Source organism: Sulfitobacter sp. HI0129 (assembly GCF_001635395.1).
GTDB lineage: Bacteria > Pseudomonadota > Alphaproteobacteria > Rhodobacterales > Rhodobacteraceae > Sulfitobacter.
In genome coordinates this window covers 1-606 of the sequence record NZ_LWGH01001067.1, presented here as the reverse complement: position 1 = coordinate 606, position 606 = coordinate 1, and the positions used below count along the sequence as shown (strand labels likewise).

Sequence of the window (606 nt, the reverse complement as noted above, 5' to 3'; positions counted from 1 at the left end):
CGACGCGGCGCTCCACTGCTAGCGCGTCTAGCCGCCTCAGCCATGCCCGCAACAGGGGCGAAGCCTTCATCGCTTCGGGGAAAACGCGGCCTGTCGAACCTGTGAAAAGTCTCTGCCCCAGTCCTTCGGCCCAATGCTGCACCGCCTCCTGATCGAAGGCATCCGTTGCGCCCCCCTTTCCGCCCTTCAGCTTCGGGATCAGATGGTGGCGGCTTTGGGGGACGTCCGGGGGGATCGGGCGCAGGCAGAGCGGGCAGGTAGGGTCTGTCATCGGCGGCTTGATCCCGGGTCTCGTGACGGGCATGAACATGGCCTGACCGTAGCCGAAGGCAAGCCGCAGATGATCGACCAGAAGGATCCGGAAACGCGGCGCGCTGTCGTCATCGGTGGCGGACCGGCCGGTCTGGCTGCTGCCGAAGTCATGGCGCAGAAGGGGATGAAGGTGACGATCTGCGAGGCGAAGCCCTCCGTCGCGCGCAAGTTCCTGATGGCGGGAAAATCCGGTCTGAACCTGACGATGGCGGAAGAACGCGATGCCTTTGACCGGGCGCTCGGCCCCTCCGCGCCGCACCTCGCCCCGATGTTGGATGCCTTCGATCAGGAGGC

Annotated in this window: 1 protein-coding gene and 1 pseudogene; one reads left to right on the top strand and one right to left on the bottom strand. The window is 65.8% G+C overall.

The features are described from left to right. Positions 1–304, bottom strand: a pseudogene (locus A3764_RS26175) (NAD(P)/FAD-dependent oxidoreductase); the annotation flags it as partial. 36 nt (positions 305–340) lie between these two features. On the opposite strand from A3764_RS26175, the gene A3764_RS24320 reads away from it, so the two are divergent. Continuing rightward, the coding region (locus A3764_RS24320) for an NAD(P)/FAD-dependent oxidoreductase (RefSeq protein WP_150122417.1) at positions 341–606 on the top strand (266 nt) is incomplete at its 3' end.